Source organism: Sphingomonas sp., assembly GCF_017744835.1.
Lineage (GTDB): Bacteria > Pseudomonadota > Alphaproteobacteria > Sphingomonadales > Sphingomonadaceae > Sphingomonas.
The window spans coordinates 418,946-434,604 of sequence record NZ_JAGIAM010000003.1; the positions used below are offsets into that span (position 1 = coordinate 418,946).

Annotated in this window: 12 protein-coding genes; 6 read left to right on the plus strand and 6 right to left on the minus strand. The window is 67.2% G+C overall.

The annotated features are described in order from the left end of the window. Window positions 1-24 precede the first annotated feature (24 nt). The 5 genes from J7500_RS09800 to J7500_RS09820 all read right to left on the minus strand — a co-directional run bounded on the left by J7500_RS09800 (window position 25) and on the right by J7500_RS09820 (window position 5,356). A complete protein-coding gene (locus J7500_RS09800; RefSeq protein WP_294061523.1) occupies window positions 25-1,386 on the minus strand; it encodes an ATP-binding protein in 1,362 nt (453 codons plus the stop codon). 8 nt (window positions 1,387-1,394) lie between these two features. Further along, window positions 1,395-2,114, minus strand: coding sequence for a response regulator (locus tag J7500_RS09805; RefSeq protein WP_294061524.1), 720 nt, complete (start codon window positions 2,112-2,114; stop codon window positions 1,395-1,397). A gap of 83 nt (window positions 2,115-2,197) precedes the next feature. Next, window positions 2,198-2,977, minus strand: a complete 780-nt coding sequence (locus J7500_RS09810; RefSeq protein ID WP_294061525.1) for a hypothetical protein — start codon at window positions 2,975-2,977, stop codon at window positions 2,198-2,200. 115 nt (window positions 2,978-3,092) lie between these two features. Continuing rightward, the gene (locus J7500_RS09815) at window positions 3,093-3,866 is read right to left on the minus strand and encodes a thioesterase family protein (RefSeq protein WP_294061526.1); all 774 of its coding nucleotides are present in this window, start codon (window positions 3,864-3,866) and stop codon (window positions 3,093-3,095) included. Then, window positions 3,863-5,356: a class I adenylate-forming enzyme family protein gene (locus tag J7500_RS09820; protein WP_294062152.1), complete on the minus strand. Its 1,494-nt coding sequence runs from the start codon at window positions 5,354-5,356 to the stop codon at window positions 3,863-3,865. Before J7500_RS09820 ends, J7500_RS09815 begins: the two co-directional genes overlap by 4 nt. Before the next feature lie 151 nt (window positions 5,357-5,507). Between J7500_RS09820 and J7500_RS09825 the strand changes: the two genes are divergently transcribed. From J7500_RS09825 to J7500_RS09835, 3 genes are all read left to right on the plus strand, one after another. Beyond that, on the plus strand, window positions 5,508-6,728 hold the full coding sequence (locus J7500_RS09825; protein WP_294061527.1) for an acyl-CoA dehydrogenase family protein: 1,221 nt from the start codon (window positions 5,508-5,510) through the stop codon (window positions 6,726-6,728). 111 nt (window positions 6,729-6,839) lie between these two features. Further along, a complete protein-coding gene (locus J7500_RS09830; protein ID WP_294061528.1) occupies window positions 6,840-7,913 on the plus strand; it encodes an acyl-CoA dehydrogenase family protein in 1,074 nt (357 codons plus the stop codon). 166 nt (window positions 7,914-8,079) lie between these two features. After that, complete coding sequence (locus J7500_RS09835) at window positions 8,080-10,806, plus strand: TonB-dependent receptor (protein WP_294061529.1); 2,727 nt, start codon at window positions 8,080-8,082, stop codon at window positions 10,804-10,806. 66 nt (window positions 10,807-10,872) lie between these two features. Here the strand turns inward: J7500_RS09835 and J7500_RS09840 are convergent, their stop codons facing one another. Beyond that, window positions 10,873-12,114, minus strand: a complete 1,242-nt coding sequence (locus J7500_RS09840) for a TetR/AcrR family transcriptional regulator (protein WP_294061530.1) — start codon at window positions 12,112-12,114, stop codon at window positions 10,873-10,875. Between the two features lie 153 nt (window positions 12,115-12,267). Between J7500_RS09840 and J7500_RS09845 the strand changes: the two genes are divergently transcribed. The 3 genes from J7500_RS09845 to J7500_RS09855 are packed head-to-tail and all read left to right on the plus strand — an operon-like array spanning window position 12,268 to window position 15,646. Next, window positions 12,268-13,551, plus strand: a complete 1,284-nt coding sequence (locus tag J7500_RS09845; RefSeq protein WP_294061531.1) for an acyl-CoA dehydrogenase family protein — start codon at window positions 12,268-12,270, stop codon at window positions 13,549-13,551. After that, a complete protein-coding gene (locus J7500_RS09850) occupies window positions 13,548-14,633 on the plus strand; it encodes a Zn-dependent alcohol dehydrogenase (RefSeq protein WP_294061532.1) in 1,086 nt (361 codons plus the stop codon). The genes J7500_RS09845 and J7500_RS09850 overlap by 4 nt, the downstream gene beginning before the upstream one ends. After that, window positions 14,630-15,646, plus strand: a complete 1,017-nt coding sequence (locus J7500_RS09855; protein WP_294061533.1) for a phosphotransferase family protein — start codon at window positions 14,630-14,632, stop codon at window positions 15,644-15,646. The genes J7500_RS09850 and J7500_RS09855 overlap by 4 nt, the downstream gene beginning before the upstream one ends. Window positions 15,647-15,659: the final 13 nt, after the last annotated feature.

The following is a 15,659-nucleotide window of genomic DNA, read 5'->3' on the forward strand; positions in this document are numbered from 1 at the left end:
CGCCCGTTCAGAAGCCTCTGCGGCCTATGTCTTCGGCAGCGTGATAGTCGCCGTCAAGCCGCCGCCTTGGCGATTGGCGAGCGCGATGTCGCCGCCTGCGTCGCGCACGATCGCCCGCGCCAGTGCCAGCCCTAGCCCGATTCCGCCGGTCTCGCGATTGCGCGAGGTCTCGAGCCGAGTGAAGGGATCGAAGACCGCGGCAAGCTTGTCCTCGGGGATGCCGGGGCCTCGGTCGGCCACTTCGATCGCGACCGATTTCTCCCCGGGCAGCAGCTGGACCTCGGCGGAACCTCCGCCATATTTGACAGCATTCTCGATCAGGTTGCGCACGGCGCGGCGCATCAGCCCCGGGCGCATTCGCATCCGCAGCCGCGGGGCTTCTTCGAACGTCACGTCCTGATCGAGGTCGCGGAAATCTTCCACGACGGCGTCGATCAGCGCGGAGAGATCGACGTCGGTCGGCGGCTCGCTCGGCCGTCCGAGGCGGGCGAGCGAGAGGATGTCCTCGAGCGTGCGGTTCATCTCGTCGATGATGTCGGCCATCCGTGCGCGATCGTCGTCGTCCTCGACCGATTCGATCCGCACGCGCAATGCGGCCAGCGGCGTGCGCAGGTCATGCCCGATCGCGCCCAGCATCCGGTCCTTCTCATCGAGCATCGCGTTCACGCGAAGGCTGAGCGCATTGTACGCGCCGATCACGGCGCGCACATCGCTGGGGCCGCGTTCCTCGAGCGGCTCGGCGCCTTCGCCGGGGCGGAAGCCGCGCGCGGCCTGGGCAAGCGTGCGCAGCGGACGCGCGATGCGGCGGCCGGCGAGCAGCAGCGGGATCAGCACGACGATGTAGAGGATCAGCGTCTGCGCGGCGAGCTGCCAGATCAGGCCGCGTTCGGCGCGCGACCAGCCGGAGCGGAGCGTCAGCCATCCCTTTCCGGGAAGCTCGACTGCGACGCGAAGCTCGCCTCCGATCTGCCGCAGGCGCTTGGCGCGGTCGGGACTGACGCCGGGCAGCGGATGCTGCTCATCGATCCGCTGCACCGTCGCGATCACCTGTCCGACCGGGATGCCGGCATCCTGAAACGCCTTGCGGATGTCGCCCTCGATATCCTCGCGTCGCGGCTGGCCGGCGGCGATCGGATTGGCCGGCATCAGCTGGACGTTCCACGGAGCCCCACGACCCGGACCGCGCGGGGCGCGCGGGCGTGGCGTCGGCGTCGGGTTCGCCAGCCGGTCGCCGGCGTCCACCAGCCGCGTGACGGCGGGGCCGATCACCTGCCCGTAGCGGTATGCCTGGCGTTCGCGCAGCAGCATCGCGAAGTTGATCGCCTGGGCGAGGAACAGCGCGATGGCCACGAGCAGCGCCATCTGCCCGGCCAAGCTCTTGGGCATCAGGCGGCTCACAGGCGCGTGACCTCCGCTGCCAGCGTATAGCCACCGCCCCAGACCGTCTTGATCAGGCTCGGGTTCTTCGGATCGGCCTCGATCTTCTTGCGAAGCCGGCTGACCTGGTTGTCGATCGCGCGATCGAACGCCGCGGCTTCGCGGCCCTGGGTCAGGTCGAGCAGCTGGTCGCGCGTCAGCACCTGGCGCGGGCGCGTCACCAGCGCGTGCAGAAGGTTGTATTCGCCGGTCGATAGCGGGACGGACACGCCCTCGCGGTCGACCAAGGCGCGCTCACCGGTCTTGAGCACCCAGCCGGCGAAGGCGAAGCTGCCGGTCTCGGGCGCGTGCTGTTTGGCGCCGCCCGCGGCCATGCGGCGGAGCACCACCTTGATCCGTGCCGCCAGCTCGCGCGGGGAAAAGGGCTTCACGACATAATCGTCGGCGCCCATCTCAAGTCCCACGATGCGGTCGGTCTCTTCGCTGCGCGCAGTGAGCAGGATCACGGGCGTGTCGCTCGTCTCGCGGATGTGGCGGCACAGGCTCAGCCCGTCCTCGCCCGGCATCATGATGTCGAGGATCACCAGGTCGATCGCATAGGCCGCGATCCGAGCGCGCGCGGCCTCGGCGTCGCCGGCCTGGGTGACGCGGAAGCCCTGCTTGGTGAGATACTGTGCCAGCGGCTCTCGGATCGAGCGCTCGTCGTCGACGAGCAGGAGGTGCGGGATTTCTGCCATGTAGGAACCCTAGGCAACGCATTCGCGACAGGGAAGTGCCCGGGCCGGCGAGGAGGAGCCGGCCCGGGCGAGTGCGACCTGGTTCAGTTCCCGTCGGGAGATTCGGGAGCTTCGGGCGAGGGAGCCTGCATGCCGCCGCGATGATGGCCGCGCATCGCCTTCATCCTGGCGTGCGCCGCCTCGCGCTCCGACGCGTCGATGCGGCCGTCCTTGTTGGCGTCGACGCGGTCGAACATCGCCAGCGCCGCGGTGCGGCTCTCGGCGAGGCTGATCAGCTTGTCGCCATTGGCGTGGATCCGGGCCCCATGACCCCGATGGCCGCCGCCAAAGCCCCCGCCGCCTTCGCCGCCGCGCATCGCCTGCCGGGCTTGGCGCGCGGCCTGACGCTCGGCATCGCTCAGCTTGCCGTCCTTGTCCGTATCGAAGCGCTCGAGCAGCTTGGCGCGCATGTCGCCGTGGCCGCCCTTGCGCTCGCCGAACTGGGCGCGGAACGCCTCGCGGGCCGCCTGGCGCTCCACATCGCTGAGCTTGCCGTCCTTGTCGGCGTCGAAACGCTCGAGCATCTTGGCGTGGCGCTCGCCGCCGTCCTGGCCACCGAAACGACGGTGCCGGCCGTCGCGACCCGGATGCGCCGCGCGGCGCTCCTCGGCGCTTAGCTGGCCGTCCTTGTTGGTGTCCGCCTTCGCAAAGCGTGCGTCGACGCCGGCGAGCACTTCTTCGCGCGTGATGACGCCGTCATTGTTCGCATCGGCGTGCATCATCGGGCCGCGCGGGGCGCCACCCTGTACTTGCTGCGCGGCATAGGCTCCGCCGCCCGCCAACAGGCTGGCGCCGAGCAGGGCCGCGACGATCTTCTTCTTCATGGCTCACGAAACTCCATACGCATCCGCGGCCATCCCGCGGTCGTGACCCAATTGGAGCCCGGCTGTCGCACCACTTTGTCATGGCGCGGGGGAAGTGTCGCAAATTGTCGCGGGATCAGCCGAAGATCGCGACACCCTGCATCGCTTCGGCCACGGGTTCCCCTGCGGCGTTCCAGATCGCCATGCGCTGGCTGCTGTAGCCGTGGCGGGCGGCTTCGGCGCGTGTCGTGAGCAGCCACCAGCCGTCGCTGGTCTCCGGCGCATCGGTGAGGAAGTTGATCTGCCAGTTGAGCGAGCTGAGCGGGGTGCCGCGCTCGGGTGCGAGCTTGAAGGCGGCCGGCGGCAGCGCGTCGCCGATCGCTATCAGCTCGACCATCGGGTGAAGTCCGTCGCGCGCCCGCAGCCGCGCCCAGCGCAGCCATTCGGCGGGGCCGAGCGATGTCTTGGGATCGAAGAAGTTGAAGTTGCCGATGAAGAAGTCGTCCGGGCCCGTGTAAAGCTCGGCATCTGTGCGCGGCGGCGGAGCGGGAGCTCTCGACGCCTCGTCATGCTCGATGGCCGAAGCGAGCTCGGCCATGAAGACGAAGGTCGCACGCAATCCGAGGCCGGCGTCGGATGTGACATCGGCCTGGAGGAAGGCGGCGTTCCGCCCGCGCCGGAGTCTGGTGGCGGTGACCGAGACCTCTCCGGCGAGCGGCCCGATGAACGCCACCTGCGCCGAGCGTAGCGGCGGCAGGTCGGGCTCGAGCTCCAGCGCTGCCTGGAGCGCAAGCGCGGCGGAGAGTCCGCCATAAGCAGTGCGGCCCTGCATCCAGTCGGCGGACAGGCGGGTGCGGAAGCCGGTTCCGGTGCGCTCGGCGCCGGCGAGCAGGTCGGCGATCGGCGTCATCGGGCGAGCCAGGCGTCGCGCAGCTCGCGCTTGAGTATCTTGCCGATCGCGCTGCGGGGCAGCTCGTCGAGCTTCTCGATCGCGGCCAGACGCTGGGTCTTGGCGACATTGGCGTTGAACCAGTCCTGCACCTCGGCGGGATCGGCGCTGCCGGTGTAGAAGCCGACCGGCGTCTCGCCCCATTGCTCGGAGGGTATGCCGACTACGGCGCAGTCCGCCACGCCCGGATGCCGCGCGAGCACGGCTTCGAGGTCGGAGGGGTAGATGTTGAACCCGCCCGAAATGATCAGGTCCTTCTTGCGGTCCATCAGGACCAGGAATCCGTCCTCGTCGAAGCGGCCGATATCGCCGTGGCGGATGAAGCGATTGCCCTTCGCGTCGTACCAGGTCGCCGCGTCGGTCGCCTGTTCGCGGCCGTGATAGCCGGTCATCATCGCGGGCGAGCGGCCGATGACCTCTCCCATTTCGCCGCGAGGTACTTCATGGCCTGCCTCGTCGATCAGCCTGATGTCATGGCCTTCGATCGGCTGGCCGACGGTGTGGAGCTTGTCCGGATGCGCGTTGCAGACCAGCAGCGTGGTGCCCCCGCCTTCGGTCATCCCGTAATATTCGATCAGCAGCCCAGGCCAGCGGCGCAGAACGTCGGCCTTGAGCGCGGCGGAAAAGGGGGCGCTGGTCGAGGTCTTGAGCTTGTAGCTCGACAAGTCGAACCGGTCGAAATCGGGCAGCGCCATGATGCGCTGATACTGGACCGGCACCAGCATTGCGTGGGTGGCGCGGTGGAGCTCGGAGAGCTGGAGGAAAGTCGCCGCGTCGAACTTCCCCATCAGCACCGCGGTGCCGCCCCAGGCGAGCGTGGGGAGGAAGCTCACCAGCGTGGTGTTCGAATAGAGCGGCGTGGCGATCATCGTCACTGCCTCGCCGAACCCCGCCGAGGCGCGGGCGATATGCGCCCAGCGCATCGCGTGCGGCTGGACGATACCCTTGGGCACGCCCGTGGTGCCCGAGGAATAGATGATGTTGAACGGATCGCTGGGCGATACCTCAGCGCGATCGGGCTCTGCGCCTTCGGGAGCCACCCAGCCCCCAATTGTGTCGAGCGGCACCTTGCGTGCGGCGACGGCGAGCCCGGCATGCGCCGCGTCGTGGAACAGGATCGGCGCGGCGCAGTCGGCTACCATCGCCGTGAGCTGCTCATCGGTCGCCGAAGGCGCGAGAGGAGCGGGGACGCAGCCGGCGCGGAGCGCTCCGAGGAACGCCAGCGCGACCGGAATCGAATTGCCGCCGACGATCGCCACGGCCTCTCCCGCCTGCATGCCGTCACGCTGGAGCGCGGCCGCGAAGCGATCGAGGCGCCGGTTCAGGTCCGCATAGTCGAGCACTGCGCCGTCGCAGATCAGGGCCGGTTTCGCTGGCCGTTCGGCGGCGTGCGCGCGCAGCAGATCGGACAGTGTCGCAAAGTCTCCGGCGAGCATCGCCTCTGCGGTCATCCCCCTGGTGTCCATTCCGGCAGGCTAGCGGCTATTTCTGGAAACGCCATACGCCAGTTTCGAAAGAACGCCCCTACGCCGCAACCTGCTTGACGATAATCGATCCGTACCGCATCTTCGAAACGGCAATTTGCACCATAGGAGAGGTGGATTGGCGAGCGTACCTGAAGTCGATGCGCCTGTGGACCTGCTGGCGGCGTTTCGCGCCGAGGCCCGCGAATGGCTCGCGGCGCATTTCCCGCCGGGCCTCAAGGGCAGGGACAATGCCATGTCGGCGGTCGAAGGTCCGACCGAGGAGGACGACGAGCAGCGCGCCTGGCGCCTCGCGATGGGCGAGAAGGGCTGGGGCGTGTCGACCTGGCCCAAGGAATATGGCGGCGGCGGGCTAAGTCGTAACGAGGCGCGCGTGCTGCAGGAGGAAATGGCGCGGATCGGCGCCTGGAATCCGATCGGCGGCATGGGCGTGATGATGTTCGGCCCAACGCTGCTCGAATATGGCAGCGAAGCGCAGAAGCGCGAGCATATCCCGGCGATCGCGCGCGGCGAGATTCGCTGGTGCCAGGGCTATTCGGAGCCGGGCGCGGGATCGGACCTGGCGAGCCTGCAGACTTTCGCCGAGGACAAGGGCGACCATTATCTGGTCAACGGTCAGAAAACCTGGACCAGCGGCGGCCAATGGGCGGACAAGTGCTTCATGCTCGTCCGCACGGACAAGACGAAGAAGCATGAGGGTATCACCTTCCTGCTCTGCGACATGGATGCGCCGGGCGTCGAAGTCCGCCCGATCCGGCTGATCTCGGGCTCTTCGCCATTTTGCGAGACCTTCTTCACCGACGTGAAGGTGCCCAAGGCCAATCGCGTGGGCGAGGAAGGGCAGGGCTGGACGATCGGCAAGCGGCTGCTCCAGCACGAGCGTACCAGCCTGTCGGGGGGTGGATCGACTGCGGGGCGGATGTTCGCCGGCACGCCGCTCTCGCAGCTCGCCAAGAAATATGTCGGCATCGACGAGCAGGGTCGGATCGCCGATGCCGACCTGCGCACGCGGATCGTGCGGCACGAGATGGACCTGCGCGCCTTCATGCTGACGCTGCGCCGGGCGAGCCTGGAGGCCAAGTCGAACCAGGGGCCGTCGGCGGCATCGTCGATCATGAAGAACGTCGGCGCGCGGATCACGCAGGAGCGCTCCGAGCTGCTGATCGAGATCCGCGGCCTCGCCGGGCTCGGCTGGGAAGGCGAGGGGTTCGAGGAGGATGCGCTCAAGGATGTGCGCACCTGGCTCTTCGGCAAGGCAGTGTCGATCTACGGCGGCTCGACCGAGATCCAGAACAACGTGATCGCCAAGCGCATCCTCGGGATGCTGGATCATCAATAGCCCAAGAAGCCCTCTCCCCTCCGGGGAGAGGGTTGGGAGAGGGGAAGTGTGGAGAGTGGGCGGCTCGTGCTCCTCTCCCCAGCCCTCTCCTCAGAGGGGAGAGGGAGTTTTATGGCCGTGCTTACCGAAGAACAGACGATGCTCCGCGACATGGCGCGCGAGTGGGCGGACAATGAGGCGCCGGTGAGCGCGTTCCGCCGCATGCGCGACAGCGCGCCGGCCGAATTCTACGATCCCGTGGCATGGCGCGCGCAGGCCGAGATGGGCTGGGCGGGCATTTTGATTCCCGAGGCGCAGGGCGGGGCGGGGATGGGCTATCTCTCGCTGGGGCTGGTGCTCGAGCAGCTCGGCCGCAACCTCGTGGCGACTCCGCTTGCAGCGAGTGCAGCGGCGACCAGCGCGCTGCTGCTCGGCGGCTCGGAAGCGCAGCAGGCCGAATGGCTGCCCCGCATCGCAGCCGGCGAGATCGTGGCCGCGCTGGCAGTGAACGAAGGCCCCCGTTTCGCCCCCGAGAAGATCGCAACCAGGGTTGAAGGCGGTCGCCTGACCGGCACCAAGGAGTTCGTAGCCGAGGGCGACAGCGCGCAGCTTTTCGTCGTGGCGGCCGAGGATGGCCTCTATCTCGTCCGGGGCGAACAGGGCGTCTCGCGCTCGCCGCGTCACCTGACCGACGCACGCAGCCATGCGCAGATCCGTTTCGACGGCGCCCCGGCGGAGAGGCTGGCTGCCGGCGGCCCAGACCTGCTCACCCAGGTCACCGACCGCGCGGCAGTGGCGCTCTGCGCGGAGATGCTCGGCATGGCCGAGTCTGCCTTTGCCCAGACCAACGACTATCTGAAGACCCGCGTCCAGTTCGGCCAGGTGCTTGCCTCGTTCCAGGCGCTTCAGCATCGCATGGCGAAGATGTTCACCGAGCTCGAGCTGATGCGCTCGGTGGTCGAGGGTGCGCTGGAGGCAATCGACTCCGGCAAGAAGGACGTCAGCCAGGACGTGAGCCTTGCCAAGGCAGTCGCCGGCGAGACGCTCCATCGGGTCAGCCGCGAGATGATCCAGCTCCATGGCGGCATCGGCATGACCGACGAGCATGATGCGGGCTTCTACCTCAAGCGCGCGCGTGTGCTCGAGGCGATGTGGGGGAATGCCGCGTGGCATCGCGACCGCTTCGCGCGGCTGGGTGGCTATTGAACTGCCTGCGTTTGCGTTCCTGCGAACTATTGCAAACAGGCAACACCGCCGCCCCGTCCTTTTTTGCAACGCTTGTTATGCTTGACGGCCCTTAGGGAAACAGGTCCTATTCGAGGATAGGGTATGGAGCCGCTGAGTGCTCCAGCCCGTGGTGGGAGAGGAAAAGATGAAGCGGATCCGCCTTTTGTCCGCCTGCGCGGCGCCTGCCTTGCTCGTGGCGCTCGCCGCCCCCGCATATGCCCAGGATGCCTCGGCGCCGGCGCGGCAGGACCAGACCGACCCCTATGAGGACAGCGAGATCGTGGTGACGGCTCAGGGCCGCGCGCAGGTGCTTGCCGACGTTCCGCTCGCCGTTTCGGCGATCAGCGCCGAGACGCTCCAGCAATCGGGCGCGACCGACATCCGCCAGCTCAACCAGGTGGCGCCGTCGCTGCTCGTCTCCTCGACCGGCAGCGAAGCCAACGGCTCCGCCCGGATCCGCGGCATCGGCACCGTCGGCGACAACCCCGGCCTCGAAAGCTCGGTCGCGGTGTTCATCGACGGAGTCTATCGCTCGCGCTCGGGCATCGGTCTCAACGAGCTCGGCGAGATCGAGCGCATCGAAGTGCTGCGCGGGCCGCAGGGGACGCTGTTCGGCCGCAATGCCTCGGCCGGCATCATCAACATCGTCAGCAAGGCGCCGTCGTTCGATTTCGGCGCGGGGGCCGAGGCGACCTATGGCAATTACGACCATCTGCGCCTCTCGGGCTATCTCAACGTGCCGCTGGGCAAGGCGCTCGCGGGGCGCATCGACGGTGTCTATGTCCGCCGGGACGGCTTCTACCAGGATGTGACCAACGATCAGGACGTCAACAACCGCAACCGCTATTTCCTGCGCGGCCAACTGCTGTTCGAGCCGTCGAGCGACCTGACCGTCCGGCTCATCGGCGACTATACCCGCCGGGACGAGGAGTGCTGCGGCGCGGTCTACGTCAATTCGGACATCAACCAGTTTATCGGCGGGCTCAACGATCCGGCGCAGAACAACATCGTCCGCGTGCTGCGCGACCTAGGCCAGCCGATGGCAGCGTTCAGCGATCCCTACAGCCGCGACATCTATGTGAGCCCGGGCCGCAGCTATTCGGGCATCACCAAGGACTGGGGCGTCTCGCTCCAGGTCGACTGGGATCTCGGCGGCGCCAAGCTGACGTCGATCACCGGCTATCGCGACTATCGCAGCGATCAGGGCTCGGACACCGACTATAGCTATGTCGACATCCTCTATCGTGCGGCCGACGGCAATTCGGCGCGCCAGTTCAAGACCTTCAGCCAGGAGCTGCGCCTGCAGGGCACGGCGTTCAACGAGACGCTCGATTGGCTGATCGGCGGCTATTACGCCGATGAGGATCTGACGGTCACCGACAATCTGCGCTTCGGCAACCAGTACGGCCGCTTCGCGACGTGCCGCATCATCTCCGGCAGCGCGCTGTCGGCGCTTTATTCGCCGACGTCGGCAGGCTGTCTCGCCGCGCGCCCTGCGGCCTTCGGTGCGGCGTCTCCGCTGATCTATGCGGCGTTCGACCGGCTCGACGGCATCAACGACCGCGGTACCACGCGCGACGATTATTTCCAGAACAGCCGCAACTGGGCGCTCTTCACGCACAACATCGTGCACGTGACCAAGGGCCTCGATGTGACCCTGGGCCTGCGCTACACCAACGAGCGCAAGCGCTTCAGCGCGACCTTCGGCAATGACAATGTCGCCTGTACCCAGAACCAGGCCGCGCTGCTGCCACTGCGCCCCAATGCGGCGCTCACGGCAATCGTGGACGCGCTGCTCGGCCTCTCGTGCCAGGGCAATTCGACTGCCGAGCTCAACGGCGTCTCGATCCACGACGAGCGCAAGGAGGACGAATTCACCGGCACCGCGGTGATCTCGTACAAGCCCACCGACGACCTGATGGTCTACGGCAGCTATTCGCGCGGCTACAAGGCGGGCGGGTTCAACCTCGATCGCTCTGCGCTCAAGGTGCCGATCCTTCCCTTCGGTGGGCAGGCGGGCACCCAGGCGCTGGTCGGCAACCTCCAGTTCGACCCCGAGATCGTCAACGCGTTCGAGATCGGGCTTAAATATTCGACCGGGCCGTTCAGCCTGAACGTCGCCGCCTTCCGTCAGGAGTTCAAGAACTTCCAGCTCAACACGTTCAACGGCACCGTCTTCCTGGTGCAGAATGTCAATGGCTGCAGCACCGATCTGAACGGCGGCGATCGCGACCAGAGCAAGTTCCCGACGGCATCCAACTACAATCCCGCGGCGGCAACCACGGGCGCGTGCAGCGACGTGACCTATGGCGTGCTCTCGCAGGGCATCGAGCTCGAGGCGTCACTGCGTCCGGCGCGCGACCTGCGCATCGGGCTGGGCCTGACCTATTCGGACACCAAGTACCGCGACCAGCTCGTCGGCAACGCTTCGGGCGCGCCGCTCGACCAGGCGCTGCGCAAGCTGCCGGGCGACAACCTGTCGAACGCGCCCGAGTTCGTTACCACGGCGTCGGTCGCCTGGACTCCCGAGCTCGGCGGATCGGGACTCAGCGGCCTCGTCTATTTCGACACCCGCATGACCAGTGATTACAACACCGGCTCGGACCTGTTCCCGCAGAAGGAGCAGGACGGCTATGTGCTGGTCAACGGCCGCATCGGCATCCGCGGGCGCGACGAGCGCTGGGCGATCGAACTCTGGGCGCAGAATTTGCTCAACCAGAACTATACCCAGGTCGCGTTCAACTCGCCCTTCCAGGAAGGTGCCGCGGGGGCGCCGTTCACCGATCCGCAGTTCCCGGGCGGGCGGCAGATCTTCTCGGCCTATCTCGCCGAGCCGCGCACCTATGGCGTTACACTGCGCACGCGCTTCTGACCTCACCAGGGGAGGGTGTGGGACGGGCTCGCGGGATTACCTGCGGGCCCGATTTCCATATGGGTTTCAGCCTTCGAGCACCCGGTCGTCGAACAGCCCGAAGGCCAGCGTCGAGGCATAGAAGGCCACGGCCTTCTCGCGCGGCATGGTGCTCGCCCATTTGCGCATGTCGAAGGCGGCGTTCTGGAGCGCCATCAGCGCCTGGCTCGCGACCAGCGGATCGATCGCGCGGATCGAGCCCTCGGCGATGCCGTCGGAGAGCATGCCCGCGAAGCGGCGCGCGATTCGATTCGAGCGGTCGATCATTGTCGATCGCACCTGCGGCGGCAGTCCGGAGAGCGCGGTGGTGCGCAGCAGCGGCCCGCGATCGGAGAACTGATAGTCAAGCAGTGTCCCTACGGTCGCCTCCAGTCGGTCCCAATGGCTGCCCTCGACAGCCTCGGCGAGGCGCTGAGTCTCGGCGATGATGTCGAAGCTGCGTTTGTAGCAGGCGATCACCAGCTCGTCCTTGGCGTCGAGATGGTGGTAGAAACTGCCCTTGGTGACGTTGAGCTCGGAAGCGATGCGCTGAACCGAGGCGCCGCGATAGCCGAGCTCGTTGATCAGCCGCGTGGCAGCGAGCAGGAAGGCCTCGCGTCCCGGCTCGGGCTCGTCATGCTCGAGGTCGAGCAGGCGCGGTGCCCATGCCTGGCCGTGCGCGGCGATGCCGTGGCGAAACACGTCCATCAGCCGCGCCTCGACCCGCGGATATTCGTCGACTTCGTAGCGCGGCAGCCAGGCCATGAGCCAGAAGCTGTTCTCGAGCAGCACATGTGCGCGCGCGCCGCGCAGGTCGGTCTCGGCGCGGCTGCCGTCGCTGCCCCAGAGCGCGCGGGTCTTGCGGAAGATGTTGCGCCAGCCCGCTAGCAGCCGGCCCTTCATCGGCTCCTCCATCGCGCGCAGGTCGGAGAGAATCGCGAAATCGCGCTCCTCGCCGCGGCGGATGCGGACGAGCCGTTCCATGTTGATGTTGAGATAGCGTGCGACGCGCGCTTCGGGCGTGGTCTCGGCCGCCGCCTCGTCGAGCATTGCCTCGAGGCGTTCGAGCGTCTGCTCAAAGGCGGCGGCGGCAAGGTCCTCCTTGCGCTTGAAATAATAGGTGACGCTGGTGGTGTTGAGCCCGACGCGCCGCGCGACGTCGGCGAAGGTCATGCCCTTTGCGCTCTGCTCATTGATCGCATCGGCGGCGGCGGCGAGGATGGCGTCCCGCTTGGCCTGGAACCGCTTCGTTCCCTTGATGCCCTCGGCTGTCGTCTCCGGCGCTTGCATGTTCGGCAACTTACTCCAATCCGTCACAAGCCAAAGCGGTTTTTTGGGTTTTGGGGATGGCTGCGATTTCGTGTGCCTTATGCGGCCAGCGCCCTTTACCGAATATCCGGTACGCTCTAAGCCTGTTGCGAACGCAAGCAGGAGAGCGACGCCATGGATTTCACGCTGACCGAGCGCGAGACCCATTTCCGCGATCGCGTGCGGGCCTTCATAGACGCACACATCCGTCCGCGCGACGGCGAGTATCGCGCACAGCTCGGCGAAGGCGAACGGTGGAGGGTCCTGCCGGTCATCGAGGAGGTCAAGGCGCGCGCGCGCGCCGAAGGGCTGTGGAACTTCTTCATGCCGCCGCACTCCGGCCAGGCGCATGTCGACGAGACCTTCGTGTTCGAAGGCACCCAGCTCAGCAACCTCGAATATGCGCTCTGCGCGGAGGAAATGGGGCGGATCGGCTGGGCGTCCGAATGCTTCAACTGCTCGGCTCCCGACACTGGCAACATGGAAGTCTTCCACCGCTACGGCACGCGCGAGCAGAAGGAGGCTTGGCTGCGGCCGCTGATGGATGGCGAGATCCGATCGGCCTTTCTGATGACCGAGCCCGCGGTCGCCTCGTCCGACGCGACCAACATCGAGACGCGGATCGAGCGCGATGGCGACGAGTACGTCATCAACGGCCGCAAATGGTGGTCCTCGGGCACCGGCGATCCGCGGTGCAAGATCGCGATCGTGATGGGCAAGACCGATCCGGACGCCTCGCGCCACGCCCAGCAAAGCATGATCCTGGTGCCGATCGACGCGCCGGGCGTGCGGATCGAGCGGATGCTCTCGGTCTTCGGTTATGATCATGCGCCCCACGGGCACGGCGAAGTGGTGCTCGACAATGTCCGCGTTCCAGCGAGGAACATGCTGCTCGGCGAAGGGCGGGGCTTCGAGATCGCGCAGGGCCGCTTGGGGCCGGGCCGCATTCACCATTGCATGCGCACGATCGGAGTCGCCGAGGAAGCGCTCGCGGCGATGGCGAAGCGGCTGGTGAGCCGCGTCGCCTTCGGCAAGCGCATCTCCGATCATTCGATCTGGGAGCAGCGGATCGCGCGCGCGCGGATCGACATCGAGATGACGCGGTTGCTCTGCCTCAAGGCTGCCGACATGATGGACAAGGCGGGCAACAAGGCGGCGCATCTCGAGATTTCGATGATCAAGGTCCAGGCGCCGCAGATGGCGCTGCAGATCATCGACGATGCGATCCAGGCACATGGCGGCGCGGGTGTCTCGGGCGATTTCGGGCTGGCGAGCGCCTGGGCGAACGTCCGCACACTGCGGCTCGCCGACGGGCCCGACGAAGTCCACAACCGCACGATCGCACGGCACGAGTTCGGCAAGCACGCCGAGTCCAAGGCGGATCGGGCGTCGTCGGGCGATGTGGGGGTGAGCCGGTGAAAGCGGCGGTCCTTTTCGAAGCGAGCAAACCGCTCCAGATCGAATACGTCCGCGTCTCCGCGCCCGCGCCGCGCGAGGTGCTGATCCGCACCGCGGCGGTGGGCGTGTGCCGCTCCGACCTGCACTTCGTCGACGGCGCCTTCCCGCATCCGATGCCGACCGTGCCGGGGCATGAAGCGGCGGGCGTGGTCGAGGCGGTCGGAAGCGACGTCGCGCATCTCAAGCCCGGCGACCATGTCATCACCTTCTTCACCGCCTTTTGCGGCTCGTGCGAGATGTGCGTGACCGGCCGTCCGTCGCTATGCGTCGATTCCTCGACGCGCCGGCCGCAGGGTGCCGAGCCGCGGCTTTCGCTCGCCGACGGCACGCCGCTCGCGCCCTTCCTCAATCTCTCCGCCTTCGCCGAGCTGATGCTGGTGCACGAGAATGCCTGTGTCGCGATCGACAAGGCGATGCCGCTCGACCGCGCGGCACTCCTCGGCTGCGCGGTGATCACCGGCGCGGGGGCGATCTTCAACGACAGCCGGGTGCGCCCAGGCGAGAGCGTTGCGGTAATCGGTGCGGGCGGGATCGGCCTCGCCGCCATCAACGCCGCCAAGATCGCGGGGGCAGGGCAGATCGTAGCGATCGACCCGATGCCCGAGAAGCGCGGGCTCGCGATGCAGCTCGGCGCGACCGAGACGCTTGATCCCAGTTCTGAGACGATCGTCAAGGACGTGCTCGCGCGGACGAATGGAGGGGTCCACTATGCGATCGAGGCGGTGGGGCGGTCCAACACCGCCGAGCTCGCCTGGAACATCCTGCGCCGCGGCGGCACTGCGACGATCCTGGGGATGATCGCGCCGGGCAACAGCGTGAGCATTCCGGGGCCGACCTTTCTCACGGGCAAGAAGATCCAGGGCTCGCTGCTCGGCTCCACGCGCTTCCCGATCGACATGCCGCGGCTGGTGCGCATGTACCTCGACGGGCTGCTCGATCTCGACACGATGGTCGCCGAGCGGATCGGGCTGGAGGACGTCAATTCGGCCTTGCAGAAGCTGCGGGAGGGGCACAGCGTGCGTTCGGTGATCCAGTTCGCATGAGCGATCTTCCCGAAGATCGCGCACAGGCGTGGTTGGCCGCCGAGCTGGGGGTCGTGGGGCCGATCCGGGTCGAGAAGTTCGCAGGCGGTCAGAGCAATCCGACGTATCGTATTGATACGGATGAAAAATTCTATGTGCTGCGGCGCAAGCCGTTCGGGCCGATCCTGCCCTCGGCGCATGCCGTGGAGCGGGAATATCGGCTGATCGCCGCGCTGCACCCGACCGGCTTCCCGGTCGCGCGGCCATACGGGCTGTGCGAGGACCCCGAGGTGATCGGCGCGCCCTTCTACGTCATGGAGCTGGTCGAGGGACGGACGCTGTGGGACGGTTCGCTCCCCGGCATGACGCCCGCCGAGCGGACCGCGCACTACCACGCCATCGTAGACACGCTCGCGGCGCTCCACAGCGTCGATTACGAGGCCGTGGGGCTCGGCGATTACGGCAAGCCGGGCAATTATTTCGAGCGCCAGGTCGCGCGCTGGACCAAGCAATATCGCGCAAGCCAGACCGACGACGTGCCCGAGGTCGAGAAGCTGATCGAATGGCTGCCGCGCACCGTGCCACCGCAGACACGCACCGCAATCGTCCATGGCGACTATCGCATCGACAACATGATCTTCGCAGCCGAAGACCCGCGCGTGCTGGCGGTGCTCGACTGGGAGCTCTCCACGCTCGGCGATCCGCTCGCCGATTTCTCCTATTTCCTGATGAGCTGGGTGACCGAGCCCGAGGGCCGATCAGGCGTGAAGGGGCTGGCGGGCCCGGAGACCGGCATCCCGACGATCGCGCAGATGGCCGAACGCTATTGCGTGGCGACGGGGCGCGACGGCGTGCCCGACCTCAACTGGTATTTCGCCTACAACCTGTTCCGCCTCACCGGCATCGTGCAGGGGATCAAGAAACGAATGCTCGACGGCAATGCCTCGAGCGCGCAGGCGGCGGCGACGGTGGAGAAGCTGCCGGGGCTGGCGACGGCGGCGTGGGGGTTTGCGCAGGCGGCGGGGGCATCGTAGCCAGCCGTCATTC

Coding starts and splice junctions, on each gene's coding strand:
- J7500_RS09820 (WP_294062152.1), bottom strand. CDS start 5,356: ATGACCGCAGAGGCGATGCTCGCCGGAGACTTTGCGACACTGTCCGAT.
- J7500_RS09845 (WP_294061531.1), top strand. CDS start 12,268: ATGGATTTCACGCTGACCGAGCGCGAGACCCATTTCCGCGATCGCGTG.
- J7500_RS09805 (WP_294061524.1), bottom strand. CDS start 2,114: ATGGCAGAAATCCCGCACCTCCTGCTCGTCGACGACGAGCGCTCGATC.
- J7500_RS09830 (WP_294061528.1), top strand. CDS start 6,840: ATGGCCGTGCTTACCGAAGAACAGACGATGCTCCGCGACATGGCGCGC.
- J7500_RS09840 (WP_294061530.1), bottom strand. CDS start 12,114: ATGCAAGCGCCGGAGACGACAGCCGAGGGCATCAAGGGAACGAAGCGG.
- J7500_RS09835 (WP_294061529.1), top strand. CDS start 8,080: ATGAAGCGGATCCGCCTTTTGTCCGCCTGCGCGGCGCCTGCCTTGCTC.
- J7500_RS09810 (WP_294061525.1), bottom strand. CDS start 2,977: ATGAAGAAGAAGATCGTCGCGGCCCTGCTCGGCGCCAGCCTGTTGGCG.
- J7500_RS09855 (WP_294061533.1), top strand. CDS start 14,630: ATGAGCGATCTTCCCGAAGATCGCGCACAGGCGTGGTTGGCCGCCGAG.
- J7500_RS09800 (WP_294061523.1), bottom strand. CDS start 1,386: ATGCCCAAGAGCTTGGCCGGGCAGATGGCGCTGCTCGTGGCCATCGCG.
- J7500_RS09815 (WP_294061526.1), bottom strand. CDS start 3,866: ATGACGCCGATCGCCGACCTGCTCGCCGGCGCCGAGCGCACCGGAACC.